Source organism: Acidimicrobiia bacterium (assembly GCA_040881685.1).
Lineage (GTDB): Bacteria > Actinomycetota > Acidimicrobiia > IMCC26256 > PALSA-555 > SHVJ01.
Window position 1 is genome coordinate 30933 of the sequence record JBBECS010000001.1, and the last position, 17579, is coordinate 48511.

18 protein-coding genes and 1 pseudogene are annotated in these 17579 nt (G+C 67.2%); 8 read left to right on the forward strand and 11 right to left on the reverse strand.

Annotated elements, in window-relative coordinates:
- Nucleotides 1-2: 2 nt before the first annotated feature.
- Complete coding sequence (locus WEE69_00120; protein ID MEX1143702.1) at nt 3-650, reverse strand: VIT1/CCC1 transporter family protein; 648 nt, start codon at nt 648-650, stop codon at nt 3-5.
- 47 nt (nt 651-697) lie between these two features.
- Entirely contained in the window at nt 698-1717 is a 1020-nt protein-coding gene (locus tag WEE69_00125) for a magnesium transporter CorA family protein (protein ID MEX1143703.1), read from the reverse strand.
- Between the two features lie 68 nt (nt 1718-1785).
- On the opposite strand from WEE69_00125, the gene WEE69_00130 reads away from it, so the two are divergent.
- Together WEE69_00130 and WEE69_00135 are read left to right on the forward strand one after the other, a co-directional pair.
- The gene (locus WEE69_00130) at nt 1786-3072 is read left to right on the forward strand and encodes an acyl-CoA dehydrogenase family protein (protein MEX1143704.1); all 1287 of its coding nucleotides are present in this window, start codon (nt 1786-1788) and stop codon (nt 3070-3072) included.
- Between the two features lie 13 nt (nt 3073-3085).
- Nucleotides 3086-4138 carry an adenylate/guanylate cyclase domain-containing protein gene (locus WEE69_00135; protein MEX1143705.1) on the forward strand — a complete coding sequence of 351 codons (1053 nt, stop codon included), beginning with the start codon at nt 3086-3088 and terminating at the stop codon, nt 4136-4138.
- A gap of 7 nt (nt 4139-4145) precedes the next feature.
- Here the strand turns inward: WEE69_00135 and WEE69_00140 are convergent, their stop codons facing one another.
- The gene (locus WEE69_00140; protein ID MEX1143706.1) at nt 4146-5630 is read right to left on the reverse strand and encodes an alpha/beta hydrolase; all 1485 of its coding nucleotides are present in this window, start codon (nt 5628-5630) and stop codon (nt 4146-4148) included.
- A 59-nt stretch (nt 5631-5689) separates the two neighbouring features.
- Between WEE69_00140 and mca the strand changes: the two genes are divergently transcribed.
- Both mca and WEE69_00150 read left to right on the forward strand, forming a co-directional pair.
- Nucleotides 5690-6610 (forward strand): mycothiol conjugate amidase Mca, encoded by a 921-nt coding sequence (mca, locus tag WEE69_00145; GenBank protein MEX1143707.1) that lies wholly within the window; start codon nt 5690-5692, stop codon nt 6608-6610.
- 109 nt (nt 6611-6719) lie between these two features.
- Nucleotides 6720-7103 carry an SCP2 sterol-binding domain-containing protein gene (locus WEE69_00150; GenBank protein ID MEX1143708.1) on the forward strand — a complete coding sequence of 128 codons (384 nt, stop codon included), beginning with the start codon at nt 6720-6722 and terminating at the stop codon, nt 7101-7103.
- A gap of 20 nt (nt 7104-7123) precedes the next feature.
- Here the strand turns inward: WEE69_00150 and WEE69_00155 are convergent, their stop codons facing one another.
- Both WEE69_00155 and WEE69_00160 read right to left on the reverse strand, forming a co-directional pair.
- Entirely contained in the window at nt 7124-7954 is an 831-nt protein-coding gene (locus tag WEE69_00155) for a polysaccharide deacetylase family protein (protein ID MEX1143709.1), read from the reverse strand.
- Between the two features lie 3 nt (nt 7955-7957).
- Nucleotides 7958-9147, reverse strand: a pseudogene (locus WEE69_00160) (steroid 3-ketoacyl-CoA thiolase).
- 92 nt (nt 9148-9239) lie between these two features.
- Between WEE69_00160 and WEE69_00165 the strand changes: the two are divergent.
- Nucleotides 9240-9830: a hypothetical protein gene (locus WEE69_00165; GenBank protein MEX1143710.1), complete on the forward strand. Its 591-nt coding sequence runs from the start codon at nt 9240-9242 to the stop codon at nt 9828-9830.
- Between the two features lies 1 nt (nt 9831).
- Nucleotides 9832-10602, forward strand: coding sequence for a hypothetical protein (locus tag WEE69_00170; protein ID MEX1143711.1), 771 nt, complete (start codon nt 9832-9834; stop codon nt 10600-10602).
- Between the two features lies 1 nt (nt 10603).
- On the opposite strand, the gene WEE69_00175 is transcribed toward WEE69_00170, so the two are convergent.
- Nucleotides 10604-11557, reverse strand: coding sequence for a zinc-binding dehydrogenase (locus tag WEE69_00175; GenBank protein MEX1143712.1), 954 nt, complete (start codon nt 11555-11557; stop codon nt 10604-10606).
- Nucleotides 11558-11581: 24 nt separating this feature from the next.
- Between WEE69_00175 and WEE69_00180 the strand changes: the two genes are divergently transcribed.
- Nucleotides 11582-11944: a hypothetical protein gene (locus tag WEE69_00180; GenBank protein ID MEX1143713.1), complete on the forward strand. Its 363-nt coding sequence runs from the start codon at nt 11582-11584 to the stop codon at nt 11942-11944.
- A gap of 2 nt (nt 11945-11946) precedes the next feature.
- Here WEE69_00180 and WEE69_00185 read toward each other — a convergent pair whose 3' ends face one another.
- The 3 genes from WEE69_00185 to WEE69_00195 all read right to left on the reverse strand — a co-directional run bounded on the left by WEE69_00185 (nt 11947) and on the right by WEE69_00195 (nt 13980).
- Nucleotides 11947-12534, reverse strand: coding sequence for a DsbA family protein (locus tag WEE69_00185; GenBank protein MEX1143714.1), 588 nt, complete (start codon nt 12532-12534; stop codon nt 11947-11949).
- Nucleotides 12535-12596: 62 nt separating this feature from the next.
- A complete protein-coding gene (locus WEE69_00190) occupies nt 12597-13124 on the reverse strand; it encodes a phosphatase PAP2 family protein (GenBank protein ID MEX1143715.1) in 528 nt (175 codons plus the stop codon).
- 22 nt (nt 13125-13146) lie between these two features.
- Nucleotides 13147-13980: a PD-(D/E)XK nuclease family protein gene (locus tag WEE69_00195; GenBank protein MEX1143716.1), complete on the reverse strand. Its 834-nt coding sequence runs from the start codon at nt 13978-13980 to the stop codon at nt 13147-13149.
- 278 nt (nt 13981-14258) lie between these two features.
- Here WEE69_00195 and WEE69_00200 point away from each other — a divergent pair, with 278 nt between their 5' ends.
- A complete protein-coding gene (locus WEE69_00200; protein MEX1143717.1) occupies nt 14259-15269 on the forward strand; it encodes an LLM class F420-dependent oxidoreductase in 1011 nt (336 codons plus the stop codon).
- Nucleotides 15270-15284: 15 nt separating this feature from the next.
- Here the strand turns inward: WEE69_00200 and WEE69_00205 are convergent, their stop codons facing one another.
- A complete protein-coding gene (locus tag WEE69_00205) occupies nt 15285-16739 on the reverse strand; it encodes an NAD(P)/FAD-dependent oxidoreductase (GenBank protein ID MEX1143718.1) in 1455 nt (484 codons plus the stop codon).
- A 13-nt stretch (nt 16740-16752) separates the two neighbouring features.
- Nucleotides 16753-17466, reverse strand: coding sequence for a hypothetical protein (locus WEE69_00210; protein ID MEX1143719.1), 714 nt, complete (start codon nt 17464-17466; stop codon nt 16753-16755).
- Between the last annotated feature and the right edge of the window lie 113 nt (nt 17467-17579).

Consider the following 17579-nt stretch of genomic DNA (forward strand, 5'->3'; position numbering starts at 1 on the left):
GACTAGATGGTCGTACCGACGAGGTCCCCGATGAGCGCCGCCGCGCCCATCGCCAGACCGCCGCCCGCGAGCACGCGAGCTGCCGCGCGACCCATCGGCGCACCGCCCAGCCGACCACCGACCGCGCCGGTGAGCGCGAGCAGGGCCAGCGCGACGCCGGCGACCACTTCGATCCGTCCGTCGGACGGTGCGGCGGCCGCGCCCCCGAGCGGCAACGACGCGCCGACCGCGAAGCTCCCAGCCGACACGAACGCGGCCTGCCACGGGCGCGCTCGCCCCGCGTGGTGTATGCCCAGCTCATCACGCAGATGCGCGCCGAGCGGATCTTCCGCGGTCAGCTTCGTGGCAACCTCTCGAGCGAGGGCCTCGTCGAGCCCGCGTTGGAGATAGATCTCGGTGAGCTCCTCGAGCTCGAGTTCGGGGGTGCGAGCAAGCTCACGACGCTCGCGTGCGATGTCGGCCCGTTCCGTGTCGCGTTGAGAGCTGACGGATACGTACTCACCCGCGGCCATCGACAGAGCGCCGCCCACGAGCGCGGCAAGGCCGGCCACGATGATCGAGCTGCGTGATGCCGAGGCTGCGGCGACCCCGATCAAGATGCTGGCAGTCGAGACGATGCCGTCGTCCGCGCCGAGGACCGCCGCGCGCAACCACCCGATCCGTCGGAAGCGATGCCGCTCGCGATGCGGTCGTGGGATCACAGCCACTTTCGGCGCTTGAAGTACATGTAGAGCGGGAGGCAGAGCACCGCGATGACCCCAGCGATCCAGGCAAACCCAGCCTCCCAGCCCACCCCGGGCGCAGTTTGGAAGTTCATGCCCAATGCGCCGGTCACGAGGGTGGCCACGAGGAGGATGGCGCCCCACGCGGCGATCTTCTGTTGGACGAGGCTCATCTGGTTCGACGTGACCGCAAGGTCGGCGTCACGCAGGCCCGTGAGCACATCGCGTTGGGACTCAGCGAGATCGGCGACCCGCAGGACGTGGTCGTACAAGTCCTGGAAGTGCGCGAGCGCAGCCTCGCTGATGTCAGGGTCCTCGCGGCGCAAGAGCTGCCCGACGACCTCGCGCAAGGGCAGGGCGGCACGCCGGAACCGCAGGATCGCCTTGCTCAGATCGAACAGTTCACGCGGCCGGCCCCGTCGGATGCGATCGACGGTGTCGTCGAGCACGACCTCCTGCAGTGCGTCGAGGCGGTCGTCCACGGCGTCGCTCACGAGGAAGTAGCGGTCCACCACGCCGTCGAGCAGCGCCCAGAGCAAGAAGCCCTCGTCGGTCGTCCCTGGGTCTGTCCGCTGACGCTCGAAGGATCGGCGGACCACGCCGATCGGGTACAAATCGTGTTCCGGGTTCTCGGGACATTGACACACCGACAACAACCATCCATCGCCGAACACCACATCGATCTCGCGGGTCACCAGCTCGACCGCGGCTTCGCCCTCGGTCTCTTCGAGGTCACCCAGGAGCTCGCAATCGTGGACCGCGACGTGGAAGTGATCTTCGTAATGGTCGAGCTTCGTGCGCTGCTCGCCGTGCTCGAGGTCCTCGACGATGAACTTGTGCAGCCGAAGCTTCGCGCCGAGCGTCTGAATCTCCTCTGCAGTTGGTCCTTCGCATTCGATCCAGAGCAAGGCATCAGGCTGGGTCTCGGGGAGCGCATCTATGTCGACGGCTTGTGGCTCGTCGACGCCTTCGCGGTATCGCCAAGCGCGGATCACCCTTGGAGCCTATGGGACGGCCTACGCGACTGGCGGTCTCACGCTGCGGTCACAAGTACGATCCATCGATGGCCGTCGACGCCCCAGAACAGACCGCGGACGAGCTGCGAGCGCAGACGTTGGAGTGGCTACAGAGCGAGCTGCCCAGCGGATGGATGGAGGCGATCGACACCGACGACCGCGACGGTTGGACCAAGTTGCGCGCCGCTCTCGACTACTCGGCATGGTGCACGCGCTTCGGCGAGTCGGGCTTTGCGACACCGACGTGGCCGAAGGAGTACGGCGCCGGCCTGTCACTCAGTCCGGGTCAGGCGAAGCACGTCAACGACGCGCTGAACCACTACAAGGTGGCGCGGCCGTTCAACATCATCGGCATCGGCATGGGCGGACCCACCCTCATCACCTGGGGCACCGAGGAGCAGAAGCAGCAGCTCTTGCGCGGGCTCGCTACGAACGAGGAGATCTGGTGCCAGTTGTTCTCTGAGCCGGGCGCGGGCTCTGACGTCGCCGGCCTTTCGACGCGTGCCGTGCGTGACGGCGACGAGTGGGTCGTCACTGGTCAGAAGGTCTGGACGACGCTTGCGCACCTCTCGCGCTGGGGAATGCTGCTCGCCCGCACGAACCCCGACGTTCCGAAGCACAAGGGGCTCACGTACTTCGTGATCGACATGCACGCGCCGGGGGTGGAGATTCGTCCGCTGGTGCAGATCACCGGCGACGCTGAGTTCAACGAGGTGTTCTTCGAAGGCGCCAGGATCCCCGACGCGATGCGGGTCGGTCCCGAGGGCGAGGGCTGGCGCGTCGCGGTTACCACCCTGATGAACGAGCGCGTCGCCCTGTCCGGTGCGGGCTCTCTTTCGGGAGATGCCGTCGGCGGGAGCGCGATCGAGCGCCTGCTCGCTCGCCAGCAGGGTGTGACGGACCCGCGCCTGCGTCAGCGGCTCGCCCAGGCATACATCGACGGTCGCCTCATCCGTTTCAACAACCAGCGCGCGGGCGATCGACGCAAGCGCGGCGCCGAAGCGGGCCCCGAAGGGTCGATCACGAAGTTGATGCAGGCTGAGTACAACCAACGCCTCCAGAAGCTCGCGATCGACCTCGAGGGTGCACGCGGAATGGCGTGGGAGGGCCCGGAGCTCACCCACGTCAACGAACGCGGCATGGCGTGGATGACCACCGACAGCGATGCCTCCCGTGACATCGCGCGCGGCTTCTTACGGGCGCAGGCGAACACGATCGAGGGTGGCACCTCGAACGTGATGCGCAACATCCTGGGCGAGCGCGTGCTCGGTCTCCCCAAAGAGCCCGACAGCTCGCGCGACCTGGCCTGGAAGGACGTGCCGCGCTCCGCGTGAGACCGCTGGTGCTGTGAAGCGATCCCTCCAGCGGTTCCTGCGCCGACGTGGGGCGACTGCCGAGGAGATCGAGAACGCGGCCCGCCACGGCTATCTGTCGCTGCTCGTGCTCGACCGGGCCATCATGCCTGGCACCCAGCAGTACACGATCGCGGAGCTCGCTGAGCGCGCGGGCACCGATCTGGAAACCGCGCGGCTGCTGTGGCGCGCGATCGGTTTCCCCGACCTTGCCGAGGGGTTGCCCGTCTTCACCAAAGCGGATGTCGACGCGTTGCGCGCGTTCGTGGACCGGATCAAGACCAGCTCCGTGCTCGACTGGACGCTCGAGCGGGCGCTCTCGCAAGCCCGCGTGTTGAGTTCCTCCCTCGCCCGGGTCGCGGATTCAGAGACCGACGAGCTGACGCACTCAGCCCGTCTCGCCCGTGAAGCGGGGCTCGATGACGAGCAATTCGCACTGGCGATCGCAGAACGCCTCGACTTCGAGGCCATTGCCCGACTGATCGACCACGCGCACCGGCTCCAGCTCCGCGCCGCGATCTGGCGTCGGTTGGCCGGAATCGATCCATCCACCCCGGGTGCGGTCACCGGTGCGGTCGGCTTCGTCGACCTCGTCGGTTACACCGCGCTGTCCCAAGACCTCGATGAGAGCGAGCTCGGAGCGCTCGTCGCACGGTTCGCCGACCTCACTCACGACTCAGTCGTGGGTCAGGGTGGGCGGATCGTGAAGACGATCGGTGACGAGGTGATGTTCGTGACCGACACCGCGAGTGCAGCCGCGGCGATCGCGTTGATGCTCACGGAGCGTTCGAAGGAGGACGAGCTGCTTCCCTCGGTCCGAGCCGGTGTTGCGTACGGCCCGTTGCTCGCGCGCGAGGGCGACTACTTCGGACCGGTTGTGAACTTTGCCAGCCGCCTTACCGATCTGGCGCGCCCCGGGCAAGTGCTCGCATCGGGTGAGTTCGCCGACGCGCTCGCACCCGCGACGGGGATCCAAGCCCGCCGTCACGGCGTCCGGAGGCTCCGTGACATCGGTCGCGTCGAGGTCTTTCGCCTCGATCGCGCGTAGACACGTCTCAGAGCTCGCAGCGCGCGCCGCGCGGCGGCATCTTGCGTTGGACGAGATAGCGGTCGACGGCGGTGTCGATGCAAGCCACGCCGGACAGATAGCCACCGTGCTGGGTGCTGTCGAGCGTCAGGACTCGTGAACCGCGCAAGCGCCGCTGGAGATCCAACGCACCCGCGTACGGTGTGGCCGGGTCGCGGGTGACGCCGACGATGAGCACCGGAGGCGCGTCTGTCGCCCGCACGTGACCGAGCTGCTCCTCCTTCCGGGGCGTCGGCAGTCTCGGGTCGCAACCCAGCGGTGAACCGGCGAACGCACGACCGAAGACCGGGAACCGCTTGATGAAGTCGATGAACTTGGCTCGGAACTCGCTGAAGGAGACTCGTTCGACCGGTTGATCCGCGCACCGGATGACCCCGATCGCCTCGTGGAGGTTGTTGTAGGTGCCGTTCGGGGCACGCCCCGCATACCCATCGTTGAACAGGCGTAGGTATGTTCCGTCGCGGTCCTCCTCGGCGTCGCGCAGAGCTTGGCCAAGGTCGTTCCGACCCTGCTCCGAGTAGAGCGCGGCGAGCATCGCTACGTAGAACTCGGTCACCCCGACGGTGCGCCCATCGAGTGTGTCGAGAACAAGCCCATCCTCGAACTCGTCGCGCAGGCGGAACAGGCCTTCCCGAGGGTGCCCGTTCGAATAGAAGGGACAGTCGGGATCGCTCTCGCACGTAGTCACGAAGGTCTCGATGGCGTCCTCGAAGCCGCGGACGTTGCCACGCTGGTTTTGTTCGGGACTCGTGGACAGGTTGACCGCCGAATCGAGCACGAGTGCGCGGACGTTGCTCGGGAACTCTTGTGCGTACACCGCACCCAGCGTGGTGCCGTACGAGAAGCCCAGATATGTGAGCTTTGGGTCACCGAGTGCGGCCCGGAGGCGATCCAGGTCGCGCGCGACGTTCCGTGTCCCGACGTGGGTGAGCCACTCGCCGTGCCGGTCGATGCACGCCCCCACCAAGTCCACGGAGAACACGGTGCCGTCGTAGTAGGCGGGGAGCTCGGACTGGCTGTCTGGGGTCACGTCCTCGGACCAGGCCCGGTCGAAGGTGGCGTCGTCAACACAATCGATCGGTCGCGAGCGCCCGGTACCGCGTGGGTCGAAGCTGACGATGTCGAAGCGCTCGCGGATCTCGGCGGGCAGAGACTGGTACGCGACCCGCAGCGAGTCGGTCCCGGGATCGCCGGGCCCGCCGTAGTTGACGACCAGGCTGCCGATCCGCGCGTCGGGGTTCACGGCTTGGCGCCGGATGAGGCTCATCCCGACCTGCTCGCCCTGGGGCACGGCGTAGTCAACTGGCACATCGAGCGTCGCGCATTCGAAACCGTCGCGGCACCCGCGCCACGTGAGCGGTTCAACAGCTCCCGCGCCCGCTCGCGCGGCCGTGGTGCTCGACGCGAGCAGCGCCGCGACGAGCAAGAAAGCGGAAACGACGCGGCGCGACACAGGCGGACTGTATCGGCCGTCGCGTCGGCGACCGATGCGAGCGATATCCTCGGCTTCGGATGACGTCGCCCCTCGGGCCCCTCGTCGATCGCGATGGCAACCCCCTCTGCGTGCTCAGCGTGCACGCGCACCCCGACGACGAAGCGTCGAAGGGCAGTGCGACGATGGCGCGCTATCACGACGAGGGGGTGCGCGCCGTGCTCGTGTGCTGCACCGGCGGCGAGGCTGGCGACATCCTCAATCCGGCGGTCGACACGCCAGACGTTCGTTCGAACCTTGCGAAGGTTCGCCTCCAAGAGCTCGAAGACAGCGCGGCCGCCATTGGCTATGACGTCGTGCACATGCTCGGGTATCACGACTCCGGGATGCCCGACACCGAGGTGAACGCCCGAACAGACAACTTCGCAAACGCGCCCCTCGACGAGGCGGTCGAACGGCTTGTCCGGATCGTGCGTGCCGAGCGACCGCAAGTGATCGTCACCTATGCCGAGGACCGGGAGTTCTATCCGCATCCCGACCACATCCGCGTCCACGAGGTCTCGGTGCCCGCGTTCGACCTGGCCGGCGATCCCGATCGCTTCCCCGACGCGGGGCCCGCGTGGCAGCCGTCGAAGCTCTACTACACCGGCTTCTCACGCCGCCGGGTGCAGTCCATGCACGACATCTTCATCCGCCGCGGCGAGGAGAGCCCGTACGCGCAATGGTTCGAGCGGGGGATGCCCGATCACGACGCCCACTTCACGACCTTCGTGGAGGTGGGCAAGTGGTTGCATCGCCGCCGGGCTGCGCTGCTCGCCCATCGCACCCAGGTCGATCCCGAAGGTCATTGGATGCGACTGCCCGACGAGGTCGTTCGCGAGGTGTTCCCGTGGGACGAGTACATCCTGGCCCGCTCGCGAGTCGGTGATGTCCCGCCACGCGACACCGAGGATGATCTGTTCGCCGGCGTACGCGAGAGCGACACGGCGTCCGTCACCTGACCCGTCGGTACACTCGGTGAATGCACGAGGCGACCGACCGCGCCGCAGGTACCCTGCGGCGCAGGGAGCCGGGGGCCGAACGCCCCGGCGCGCAGCGCCAGGAGTGGGGATGAAGTACCTGACGCAAGAGTGGCTCGACGAAGCGCGCGAGCACGCAAAGGACCAGCCAGAGCGCCCCGGCGCGTCGACAACGATCCAGTACGTCGTGACGGGTGGTCCCGACGGCGACATCAAGTACTACTGGGTGCTCGAGAACGGCAAGCTCCTCGAGTCGCAGCTCGGTGACATTGCCGAGCCCGAGATCACGATGACCTCGACCTATGACGACGCTGTGAGGATCCAGCAGGGCGAGCTCGATCCGAACGCGGCCTTCATGCAGGGTCGCATGAAGGTGGCAGGCAACATGGGAAAGCTCATGTCGCTCATGCCGCTCACGATGTCCCCCGAGTACAAGGCCGTGCAGGAGAAGATCCGGGCCATCACGCAGTACTGACCCGACGCCGCGCCGGTTCTTCAGACTCGTTGGAGCGCGCGCAGCTCGCGGTAGCCGATGAGCACGGCTCCAGCACGGTCGATCAAGTCGGGCAAAGACGGATCCGTGCACAGGAACGCGTGGTCCTCGACGCGTCCGGCCCAGTCGGGATGTGACGCCCGCAGCTCATCGGTGTCGACAGCCGGGTGCAGGTACACCTCGGTGACACCGGAGCGCAGTTCGAACAGCGCGCGCTCGATGGGGTGACGGGCGCCAACCGGCGCGTAGAGCACGAAGTGGTCAGGGAAGACGACGCCCTCGGCTGCGGCGAGCTCACGGTACGGGAACCCCACGACGCGTTGCGCGCTCGTTGATCCCATCCGGAGCGGCAGGCCGAAATCCACCGCGAGCTCGAGGTAGACGTCGAAGAAGTCCGCCCGGAGTTGGAGCGCTCCCATGTGGCTGTCGAGATGGCTCACGTCGAAACCCCAGAGGATCGCCCGTTCCACCTGGGCGCGCAGCTCCCGTCGCACCTCCTCGAGATCGGCGTGGTCCCAGGTGTCCTCGATCGTCCGGGGGAAGCCGCCGTCGCCGTCGAGCAGGCTCGGCGCTCGGGTGATCGGGCCCCAGCGGTACGTCTCCCACTCCGCGTTCAGCGTGAGGTGTACCCCGACATCTTCACCCCGGTACTGCGCAGCCGCGTCGCGGGCCCAAGGACACGTGATCATCAACGACGCGCTGGTCGCCATGCCGTTTCGCAGCGCGTCGTACACGGCGACGTTGGCGGAGCGGGTCGACCCGAGGTCGTCGCAGTTCACGATGAGTAGCTTCGTGTTGGGCGGGTAGCCCAGACGCTCGGCCAGCTCGGTCATGTTCTACGAGAGCCGCTCGATGATCGTGCCGCTCCCGAGACCACCGCCGCAGCACATGGTGATCAGCCCGAACGTCCCGTCAGTGCGCTCGAGCTCGTGCAGCGCAGTTGTGATGAGCCGCGCACCGGTTGCGCCGACCGGGTGCCCGATCGCGATCGCGCCGCCGTTGGGGTTCACCCGCCCCATGTCTGGGTGGATCTCACGCTCCCATGCGAGCACGATCGACGCGAAGGCCTCGTTGATCTCAACGGTGTCCATGTCACCGATGGAGAGGCCTGTCCGATCCAGCAGACGATGGGTTGCATCGATCGGCCCGGTCAGCATGAGCACGGGATCGACCCCACGAGACACTGGTCGACGATGCGGGCCCGGGCGCGCAGGCCGAGCTCGCGGGCTTTGGCTCCCGACGTCATCAAGACCGCGGCGGCCCCATCCGTGATCTGTGACGACGTCCCCGCGGTGTGTACACCGTCGTCACGTGCGACCGGCTTCAGCGCGGCGAGCGCATCGAGCGAGGTCTCGCGGAGTCCCTCGTCACGAACCACGGCGTGGGTCGTGCCCGTCGGCTTGCCCTCGTCGTCGACATCGGGTGCGTCGATCGGAAGCACCTCCCGCTCGAAGCGTCCCTCGTCCCACGCCTGCCGTGCCCGGGTCTGTGACTCGAGCCCAAGCTGGTCGCAATCGGACCGGGTGATCCCCCACTTCTCGGCGATGCGCTCCGCGGCCTCGAACTGTGTCGCGTACTCGTACTGGTCGAAGTAGGCCTTGGACAAAGGCCGACCGGGACCGTTCTTCACTGCGACGCCGAGGGGGATCCGGGTCATCGACTCGACTCCACACCCGACGGCGCTGTCGACGACGCCGGCCGCGACCAGCGCGGCGGCGAAGTTCGTGGCCTGTTGGGAGGACCCGCACTGCGCGTCGACGGTCGTGCCGGCGACGCCGATCGGGAGCCCGGCACCGAGCCACGCGGTGCGGCCGATGTCGAACGTCTGCTCACCCGTCTGGCTGACGCATCCGGCGACGACTTGGCCAACCGCGTTCGGGTCGATACCCGATCGCTCGATGGTCTCGCGTTGGACGGCGCCGAGCAGATCGGCAGGATGGACGCTCGACAACCCGCCATTGCGTCGCCCCAACGGAGAACGCACGGCTTCCACGATCACGACGTCAGTGTCGTTGAGCGTTTGCACGCCTCGACCTCCTGTGCAGCTCTCGGTTCTGTGCTGTCACCCGATCGGTGAGTGACGCGTCGGCGAGGCTACCCCCGCCCTAACCTGTCGCCATGAAGAAGTCTGCGTTCCTCGTCGCCGCGGTGCTGGCTGCGGTGGTCTTGGCCTCGTGCAACGGCGACGATCCCAAGGTGAGCACCGGGGGAACGACGACCTCGTCGAGCGAGGCGACAACCACCGGCAGCGGGCCCTGCTCGCTCGCTGGCGCGACGACCGACGCCAAGATCGGCGCCGGCCCCGACACCGTCTCCCTGCACACCGATCTCCGCACCGGCAGTCAGAAGTGCGCCGACCGCGTCGTCTTCGAGTTCCGTGACGGAGCGGCACCCGCGTACACCGTCGAGTACCGCTCCGGTCCCTTCACGTTCGGCGAGTCGGGGATGCCGCTCACCGTTCAGGGCAGCTCGTTCCTCGTCATCACCTTGCCCCATGCGTCGGGCGTTGACCTGAGCGACCCGGCGGCACCACAGACCTATACCGGCCCGGAGTCGATCGTGCCAACTGGTCTCGCTCACGTACGCGAGGTGCGGCGGCTGGAGGACTTCGAGGCCGTGCTCGTGTGGGTGATCGGTCTCGACAGCACGAGACCGTTCACGGTTGGCGCGCTCACCGGTCCACCGCGGGTGTACATCGACATCGGTTGACGTGCGGCGCGCCGGACGACTTGTCGTAGCGATCACGCTCGTCGCGCTCTGCGCGTGCGGTGGCGGCTCGTCGTCCGACAGCGCGTCGGGCAAGGGCAAGAAGAACAGCACGCCCGCTCCCACGGGGATCTCGGCCGACGACCCGGGGTGTCGGTACATCGTGGCCGGCACCGACGGTCGCGCCACGAATCCCGGTGGCGCGGTCGAGTACCTCAACACCGCAGTGGCCGAGCCATTCGCCTGCTACGACAAGGTGACGTTCAACTTCGCCCTGGACGAAGAGGCCGTACCCACGACGATCCCTGTTTCCACGACCGAGTCCACGGCATCGGTCACGTGCACACCGGCGTACACGGTGGAGTACCGCGAGGCTCCGTTTGGTCTGGAGGTGGACGGGAAGGGAGTGCCCACTTCGGTTGCGAGCTTCGATCAAGCCAAGGCAGTCCTCTACGTGGAGTTGGCGCCCGCGATCTCGGTCAGCACCTACGGAGCCCGTCCAGAGCTGGCATATCCCGGGAACCTCAAGCTCGCGTTCAAAGGCATGCACCACGTCGTGATGGTCGAATGGGTGAAGAACCTCCCCGAGGGCGAGCAGACCCCCGTCACCCCGCCAACCGTCGCTGGCGTCGCGCCGCTGCCACAGCGGGTCGTGTGGCTCATCGGACTCGATCGGAAGCGACCGTTCACGGTCGACTGCGCGACCGGGCCTCCACCCGGTACGACGTGCCAAGCGACCGCTTGTACGCACATGAGCGTGCTCATCATGAAGTGAGCTAGGTCACGAGCACGATCTTGCCGAGCTTGGCGCCCGCGGCGAATCGCTCGTAGGCGGCCGCCGCGTCGGACATCGGGATCTCTGCCGCCACGGGGACCTCGATGGCGCCTCGTTCGAGCAAGGGGAGCACGGCGCGCTCGATGGCACGAGCCGCAACGGCTTTGTCTTCATGGGAGCGGTTGCGAAGCGTCGAGCCGTGCACCCGCGCTCGCTTGCCCATGAGCGTGAACAGGTTGAGCTCGGTGCTCGCGCCGCCGCCCACGCCGATCACCGCGATTCGGCCACCGGAGTCGAGGGCGTCGAGGTCGGCAGGAAAGTTCGGGGCGCCGACGAGTTCGAGCACGACGTCGAACGGACCGTGATCGGCGAAGGAGTCAGGCGCGATCACCTCCACCGAGCCGCAGGCGCTCCCGATCTTGGCAACCGCGGCGCGCAGATCAGCATTGCGGACGGTTGCGACGACTCGAGCTCCGACGCACGCGGCGAGCTGCACGCCCGCGATCCCGACTCCTCCCGCCGCGCCGTGCACGAGCACCCGTTCACCCAGACTCAATCCGCACTGGGTGAACAATGCATCGTGCGCGGTCGTGAACACCTCGGGGAAGCCACCGGCTTGCGGCCAGGCGACCTCCCCAGGCACAGGGAGTGCATGACGCTCGTGCACGATCGCCAGCTCGGCTTGGCCGCCGCCACCGATGACGGCCATCACGCGGTCACCGGCGGTGAAGCGGGCGACGCCCGGCCCGGTGGCCACGACCTCGCCCGCGAGCTCGAGTCCCGGGATGTCGGCCGGAACCCCGGGAGGCGCTGGGTACAGCCCGCGTCGCTGGATCATGTCGGCGCCGTTGAGTCCGGCACCGCGCACCGCGATCAGGAGCTCTCCATCCCCTGGTACCGGGTCGGGGTGCTCCTGCCAAGTGATCTCGCCGTCGACGATCGTCACCGCGTTCATGAAGGACGTCTACCGTCGATGGTGATGGGGTCGCAAGGCGCGCTCGCATTCGTGGACGACGACGGCGAAGAGGTGGTGCTCGACTCTGAGGAGGCTGGCTCGTTGCTCACCCTCACGGCGGGCCTCGACGCGGCGACCGTGTCGGCCTGTCCGGGGTGCCGCAGCCGCGTGCTCGCGTGCGTGGCGCTCGTCGATCTCCTCGAGGACGCACCGCCGCACCCGCGTGCCCGGGAGATCATGGAGCTCGCCGATGACGCCCCCACCCTGCATCTGTACGTGCAGGACCTCGCGACCGAGTGCGCGCACGTCAGTTGGCGTGATCCGGGTTCCGCGGAGTGGGCGGAGGCGTTGGAAGACGTGCTCGACGATCCTCCCGCCTTGCGGTAGCGCTAGTTCGGCACCGTCGGGCGCTTGAACTCATTCAAGCCCACCCAGTCGAGCAAGTCGAGGACGCGCTCCACGTCATCGGCGCGGTCCCGCTCCATGAAGCGCACGAAGGCCGCGTTCTCGCCTTCGATGAACGTGGGCACGCCGAAGACACCCCAACGGTCGACCGCTTGGGTGTGCTCCTTGGCGAGCGTGGCCAGAGATTCCCCGCCGTGCACGTGGTCGGCAACCGCGTCCGGATCGACGCCGGCCGACGCTACCGCCTCGCGCAGAACGTCTTCCTTGCCCAGCTTCTTTGCGTGCTCGTGACGGGCGGCGAAGAGGGCAAGGTGCGCGTCTACGAACTGCTCGGGGAAGTGGTCACGCACGGAGATGCCATAGAGCAACGCCAGCACACCCGTGCCCCGCTCGCTCGGGTCTCGTTCCCAGACCGGTGCTTCGCCTTCGGGCACGTGGATCTGATCCAGCGAGAACGCGTGCGGACGGGCCTCGATGTCGGCGCCACCGCGAACCGCGGCGATGACGGAGGCGTGACCGTTGTACGCGAAGGGGCAGCGGTAGTCGAAGGTGACGGCGAGCTTGCGGGTCACGGGGCCTCCTGGTGAACGGCCCAACCTACTTCTTGGTCGCGCTCCGCGGCTCCGCGCCGGAGTCAGAACCGCGACTTCACTGCTTTCCCGAGCACGAGCCCGAGCGCAGCTCCCGCGGCCACGTCGGAGGGATGGTGCATGCGCGTGTACACGCGACTCGTGGCAACCAGGGCTGCAAGCGAGAAGTAGAAGGGGCCAGCACGCGTTCCCTTCGATAGCAGGACAGCGCACATGAATGCGGTGGCCGCATGCCCGGACGGGAACGACGAAGTGATCGGTCGGCGCATCCCGTAGGGGAGCGGGTCGTCGTTCGTGAAGTGCTCGGGAGGTCGAACGCGACGGAACAGCGACTTCACGAAGCCGTTCGTGAGCGCCGACTCGAATCCCAGCATCTTGCTGAAGTGCAAGGCGTATCCGGGTTCCCCGCGTCGGATAGCGCGCGCTGCACCGAGCGCGTGCCAGAGCAACCCGTGATCGGCTGCGCTCGACAGCCTGTAGAACAAGCGATCCAACGCGTCACTGCGGTATCGCTCCAACTGCTTCTCGATCGACTCGTCGAGAGCGTGCACGCGGTCGAGGAAGTCGCCCATGCGCACCAAGCCTACCGAGGGGTCACGCGAGTGGCAGCGCCGGCTCGATCATCGTGCCCGGACCACGGAGCTCTGCCGCGTCGATCGGATCGCCCCCGAACGCGGGGCAGTACGCCTTGAACGCGCACCAGTCGCAAAGTTTGCTGGGGCTCGGCCGGAAGTCGTCGCGAGCGCACGCGCGCGTGATCGCATTCCAGAGCGCAGAGGTGCGGCGTTCGACACCGCCGACCGTCTGCTCGCTCGTCGTGGCGATGATCGCCTCCGGCTTCTTGAGATAGAAGAGCTGCACGCGCGCCGGTCGCCGCCCGAGCATCTGCTCGCAGAGCAGTGCGTAGATGTGCACGCCGCTGAGGCTCTTGCCTTCGAACCGCTCGGAGGGCACGCCGCCGGTCTTGTAGTCGGTGACGACGAGCTCGCCGTCGGCATCGAGTTCGAGGCGGTCGATCACGCCGCGCAGGCGCGCCTCGCCGACCCGAGCCTCGAGCTTGAGTTCGAGGCCGATGGGTCGCACGGTGGTTGGGTCCTCGAGCTCGAAGTAGCGCTGCACCAGCGTCTCGGCATCCTCGTGGAACTGCGCCCATTCCTCTTCGCTCAGCTCGAGCTCGCTGAACTCGGGATCGGTCGAGAACTCGGCGCGGGCTCGGTCGAGGTCGGCACGTGCGGCGTCGATGGTGCGGTCGTTCGGCGGCCGACACATCAACAGCTCCAGGGCACGGTGCACGAGCGTGCCCTTGGAGGCCGGCGCCGACGGTGGCTCGGGTAGGCGCTCGAGGTAGGAGAACCGGAACGCGAGCGGGCACTCCTTGAATGCCGCGCACGAGCTCGGCGAGAGGGAGTACGGCAACGCTCGGCCCATACGTCGGACGATAAACCCGGGGTGTGACAGTCGTGCGGATCTGGCGCGTGCTGGACGCTGGCTGGCGCGCCGGAGGTTGCTGCGGGGCCCGGGGGACCGCCACGCCTCGTGCTGCCCCTCGCCGCCCTCGCTGCGCTCGGGCCGGCTTCGGTGCCGCAAATGCGGCGTGGCGACCCCCCTTGCCCCCGCCTTGCTTCGCTCGGCGGCGGTTCGGCCACGCGCAGACTTGGATCGGTACGCTGCCGATTGGCGGTCCGTTGAAGAAAGAAGAAGTGGACATGAAGGTCGACAGTGGGATTCCTGGGGTGGGGATCGAGGAGATTGTTTCGGTTGCTCGGGAGCTCGAGGAGATGGGGTATGACGGGGCGTTCACTGCTGAGACGAACCACGACCCGTTTCTGCCGTTGGTGATTGCTGCTGAGCACACGGAGAGGCTCGAGCTCGGGACGAGCATTGCGGTGGCGTTCGGGCGCAACCCGATGACGCTTGCGAACATCGGGCACGATCTCCAGCTCCTGTCGAAGGGGCGCTTCCGTCTGGGGCTCGGAAGCCAGATCAAGGCGCACATCGAGAAGCGGTTCTCGATGCCGTGGTCGCACCCGGCGGCACGCATGCGCGAGATGATCCTGGCGATGCGCGCGATCTGGGCGTGCTGGAACAACGGCGAGAAGCTCGAGTTCCGCGGCGAGTTCTACAACCACACGCTCATGACGCCGTTCTTCGACCCGGGGCCGAGCCCCTACGGCCCTCCGTCCATCCAGCTGGCCGCGGTCGGCGAGCTCATGACCGAAGTCGCCGGCGAGGTAGCCGACGGCATCATCCTGCACGGGTTCACCACCGAGCGCTATGTGCGCGAGGTTACGCTGCCAGCGCTGGAACGGGGATTCGCGAAGGCTGGCAAGTCGCGTGCCGACTTCGACATCTCCGGACCGTTGTTTGTCGTCACCGGCACGAGCGACGAGGAGATCGAGCGAGCCCGCGAGGGGACGAAGCAACAGATCGCGTTCTACGGGTCCACCCCGGCGTATCGCGGTGTGCTCGAGCTCCATGGCTGGGGCGCGGCGCAGGACGATCTCAACAAGATGTCCAAGCAGGGCAAATGGGTGGAGATGGGCGAGCTGATCGACGACGAGATGCTCGAGACGTTCGCCGTCGTCGCGGCGCCGGAGGACGTGCCCAAAGCGCTGCTCGCCCGCTACGGCGACCTCGTCAACCGACTTTCGTTCTACGCGCCGTACCGCAGCGACCCGGAGCGTTGGAAGCAGGTGGTCGCCGGCTTCAAGCAGTAAGGAGGCGCCCCGCCCTCACTGGTTCGGGTGGGGCGGCGCCGCGGTGCGCTCCTCGTGATACTCCTCCTCGACGTTCACCGACCAGATGTCGTGGTGCGCGCCGAAGATGTTCTCAACGGAGAGCATCGCGGTGTACATCGAGTGATCTTGGTTGTTGTAACGGTGCATCCCGTTGCGACCTACGGGATAGATGTTCGGTGCGTGCTGCTCGATCCATCCGGCGAGCGTTGCCACGTTCTCCTTGTAGACCGCGTCGTACATGGGGTACGCCTTGGGCATCCGTACGACGTAGCCGGCTTCGACTCGTGAGGGATCAGCGAGCAGCCCGATCGCGCACAGCTCGCGCTTGCCCTGCTCGATGAGGTCGGCGTCGGCCTTGGTCCACATGTGGTCGCCCTCGTTCACGAAGAACTCGAGCCCGAGGCAGGTACGACCGTCCTTGACCAAGTAGGGCGACCAGCTCCCGAAGTTCTGGATCCGCCCCACCGCGACGCTCGCGTCGTTGATGTAGATCCAGTTGTCGGGGAACCCGTCTTCCTCGGGGAGGACGAGGGCCACGGTGATGAAGTCGCGGTAGCGGAGCCCGTCGGCCGCGGCAACGACGTCTGCCGGGACCGGCGGGTCCATCGCGCGGAGCAGCTCACCGATCGGCATCGACGAGATCACATCGGTGCACGGATAGCGGGCCGGCAAACCTTCGGTGAGCGCGGTCACCGCGACGGCCCGCCCGTTCTCGTGCTCGACCTTCGTGACCTTGGAGTCGAAGATCACTTTGGCGCCGTTCGCGGTCACGAGCTCAGTGCAGCGCTCCCACATCATCCCGGGGCCGTACTTCGGGTAGTTGAACTCCTCGATCAGGCTGGTGACCTGCTTCGCCTTGTCGGCCTTTCGGCGGATGCGCTTGGGCTTGAGGGCTTCCCACACCGCGCGGAACAGGGAGAGGTTCTTGATGCGCTGGGCGCCCCAGTCGGCCTGGATCTCGGTGCACGGGACGCCCCACACCTTCTCGCTTTGGGTCTTGAAGAAGTGTCGGTACAGCCGCCAGCCGAATCGCGAGGCGACGAAGCCTTCGAGCGTGGTCTTGTCCTTCGGGGGATGGACCCGGACCCACAGGTACGACATCACGCAGCGCACCGCTTCGATCGGTCCGAGGTTGCGGAGCGCGTTCATGGCCGAGATCGGGTAGTCGTAGAACTTCCCGCGGTAATAGATGCGGCTCAGACGGGGCCGACGCAGGAAGTCTTCGGGCCCCAGGATCTCGAACCAGAGGTCCTCGACCGGCTGCACCTTGGTGAAGAAGCGATGACCCCCGATGTCGAAGCGCCAGCCGTCGCGCTCGGGTGTGCGACTGATGCCGCCGACGACGGTGTCGGCCTCGAGGATGGTGCTGGGTACCCCGCGCTTCGTGAGCACGTATGCCGCGGTGAGTCCGGCAGGCCCCGCGCCGATGATGACGATTTCCTCATCCATGGACGGGGAGTGCCTACGTCGAAGCCGGGAGGTGCGCGTGGATGTACGCGTCGAGCTCGGGCCCGCTCTCGAAGCTGCTGATGAGCGCGCAGCGGGTGGTGTCGCTCGGGTTGCAGACGACATGCCACAGGCGCTGAGTGTCGACGATGAACCGCGCCCCTCGATGCATCGGGATGTGGACCTCGGTGCGCTGGTCGGGCAGGCCGTCGTCGCCTTGCTCCATCAGCACCATGAACGCACCCGGGTTCTCGGTGAGCTCGATCCACTGACGAACCACCCAACCCGTGGGCTCGGGGTTGAAGCGGTTGTTGTCGTCGCGGTGGATGTGAGGGAGCGCCTCCTCGTAGCTCTGGGGCTCGAGCTTGATCGTCCTGACCCGCCCGAAGTCGGCACCCACGTCGCGCACATGGTCGACGATCGTCGGGCAGCGCTCCGCGTTCGTTGTGAGCTTGCCGCCCTTGTCGGGGCGCTCGTCACCGGGCTTCCAGAAGCCCTGGCAGTCGAGCTCGCCGTCGGCGGTCGCGATCGGCGCGAAGTTCGTGTCACCGCCGCTCTTCCAGTCCATGTACTCGAGCGAGAGGAACTCCTCGTCGGGCACGACCGGCTCGGCGTCGGTCAGGACCACGAAGCCGCGCTCCTCGATCACGGGCAGCCGCAAGTGCTGCGTGTGCATCGGGATGTCGGTCGACCAGTGCGGCGTTTTCAAGAGGTCGGTGACGTGGGCCATACCCTTGAAGGCTACCGACCGCGCCGCAGGTACCCTGCGGTGCAGGTAGCCGGGGCCCGAGCGGCCCGGCGCTCCCCGCCGAGAGCGGACTACAGGTCGAGGTCGCCGGTCGC

Bases quoted from the DNA above. Each gene is read 5' to 3' on its own strand.
- WEE69_00130 (MEX1143704.1), top strand. From the start codon at position 1,786: ATGGCCGTCGACGCCCCAGAACAGACCGCGGACGAGCTGCGAGCGCAG.
- mca (MEX1143707.1), top strand. From the start codon at position 5,690: ATGACGTCGCCCCTCGGGCCCCTCGTCGATCGCGATGGCAACCCCCTC.
- WEE69_00150 (MEX1143708.1), top strand. From the start codon at position 6,720: ATGAAGTACCTGACGCAAGAGTGGCTCGACGAAGCGCGCGAGCACGCA.
- WEE69_00155 (MEX1143709.1), bottom strand. From the start codon at position 7,954: ATGACCGAGCTGGCCGAGCGTCTGGGCTACCCGCCCAACACGAAGCTA.
- WEE69_00165 (MEX1143710.1), top strand. From the start codon at position 9,240: ATGAAGAAGTCTGCGTTCCTCGTCGCCGCGGTGCTGGCTGCGGTGGTC.
- WEE69_00175 (MEX1143712.1), bottom strand. From the start codon at position 11,557: ATGAACGCGGTGACGATCGTCGACGGCGAGATCACTTGGCAGGAGCAC.
- WEE69_00180 (MEX1143713.1), top strand. From the start codon at position 11,582: ATGGGGTCGCAAGGCGCGCTCGCATTCGTGGACGACGACGGCGAAGAG.
- WEE69_00190 (MEX1143715.1), bottom strand. From the start codon at position 13,124: ATGGGCGACTTCCTCGACCGCGTGCACGCTCTCGACGAGTCGATCGAG.
- WEE69_00195 (MEX1143716.1), bottom strand. From the start codon at position 13,980: ATGGGCCGAGCGTTGCCGTACTCCCTCTCGCCGAGCTCGTGCGCGGCA.
- WEE69_00200 (MEX1143717.1), top strand. From the start codon at position 14,259: ATGAAGGTCGACAGTGGGATTCCTGGGGTGGGGATCGAGGAGATTGTT.
- WEE69_00205 (MEX1143718.1), bottom strand. From the start codon at position 16,739: ATGGATGAGGAAATCGTCATCATCGGCGCGGGGCCTGCCGGACTCACC.
- WEE69_00210 (MEX1143719.1), bottom strand. From the start codon at position 17,466: ATGGCCCACGTCACCGACCTCTTGAAAACGCCGCACTGGTCGACCGAC.